The 1281-nt window shown below is 72.7% G+C and carries 1 protein-coding gene; it reads left to right on the top strand.

Features of this window, described 5'->3' with window-relative positions; all coding sequences use genetic code 11:
- Positions 1-279: 279 nt before the first annotated feature.
- On the top strand, positions 280-1281 hold a 1002-nt coding region (locus C1I93_RS30555), incomplete at its 3' end, for a LacI family DNA-binding transcriptional regulator (RefSeq protein ID WP_258378393.1).

Genomic DNA, 1281 nt, shown 5'->3' with positions numbered 1-1281 from the left:
GCCGGGCGGCGGGCCGGGGGAAACCTCGGGCATCGGGTGACCGTGCGTGAGGGAATGTCCATACCGGAGCGGGCCTCGTGATCGATGAGTCTGCGGGTGGGCGCGGTGCGGCGTCAAGACGCTAATACGAATTATCACGGCTGAATATCCGGAGAGATTTTCGGCCCGAGAGGGGTTGACGGCGGGCCGTGGGCGGTCGCAGGATTTCACACCAACGTAGCTAATGCGTATTAGCGTCGAAACGAATGGACACGGAAAGTGACCGGATCGCGTAGGCGGGTGACCCAGCAGGACATCGCCCGGATGACCGGCGTCAGCCAGGCCACCGTCTCCCTCGTGCTCAACGGCCGCGGCGACGGCGGCGTCCGGATCGCGCCGGAGACCCGCGAACGGGTGCTGGAGGCCATCCGAGCCACCGGATACGTCGCCGACCCGGTGGCCCGGCGGCTCGCCGCACGGCACAACCGGATCCTCGGCGTCTTCACCTACGAGCCGGTCTTCCCCGCCGGCACCGGCGATTTCTACCACCCGTTCCTGGTCGGCATCGAGGAGTCCGCCGAACGACTCGGATGCGACCTGTTGCTGCTCACCAGCGCCCCGGTGACCGGCGGCCGGCGGCGGATCTTCCACGACGACAACCGGCTGCGACTGGCCGACGGCTGCGTGCTGCTCGGCCGCTCACTGGACCGCGACGAACTGGGCCGGTTGGTGGCCGAGGGGCATCCGTTCGTGTCGGTCGGCCGCCGCGACGACGCGGGCGGGCCGGTGCCGTACGTCGGCGCCGACTACGCCACCGCCACCGCCGCCGTCGTCCGCCGGGCCCTCGACGCCGGGCACACCCGACTGGCGTACGCCGGTCAGGGCGTCGGGCCGGAGTCGCACGCCGACAGGTTCGCCGGCTACCGCGACGCCGTCGAGGCGGCCGGGCTGCCGGCCCGGCACGACAGCACCGACCGCGCCCCCGCCGAACTGCTCGACACGCTGCTCGCCGCCGGAGTCACCGCCGTGCTGGTCGAGGAGTACGCCGACGGCGTCGCCCTGGCCGCCGCCGCCCGCGAACGCGGCCTGACCGTCCCCACCGACCTGTCCATCCTGGCGCTCGGCGACCCGACCCGGCCGACCAGCAGCGACCTGGAGTTCACCGGGTTCCGGATCCCCCGCCGCGAGATGGGGTGGCAGGCCGTCGAGGTGCTCACCGGGCTGCTCGCCGAGGTGCCCGGCACGGTGACCCAGCGGCTGCTGCCCTGCCAGCCGGTGGACGGCGCCAGCCTCGCCCCGCCC

It is taken from the genome of Micromonospora endophytica (assembly GCF_003236305.1).
GTDB lineage: Bacteria > Actinomycetota > Actinomycetes > Mycobacteriales > Micromonosporaceae > Micromonospora > Micromonospora endophytica.
This window is presented reverse-complemented; position numbering and strand designations above follow the sequence as displayed.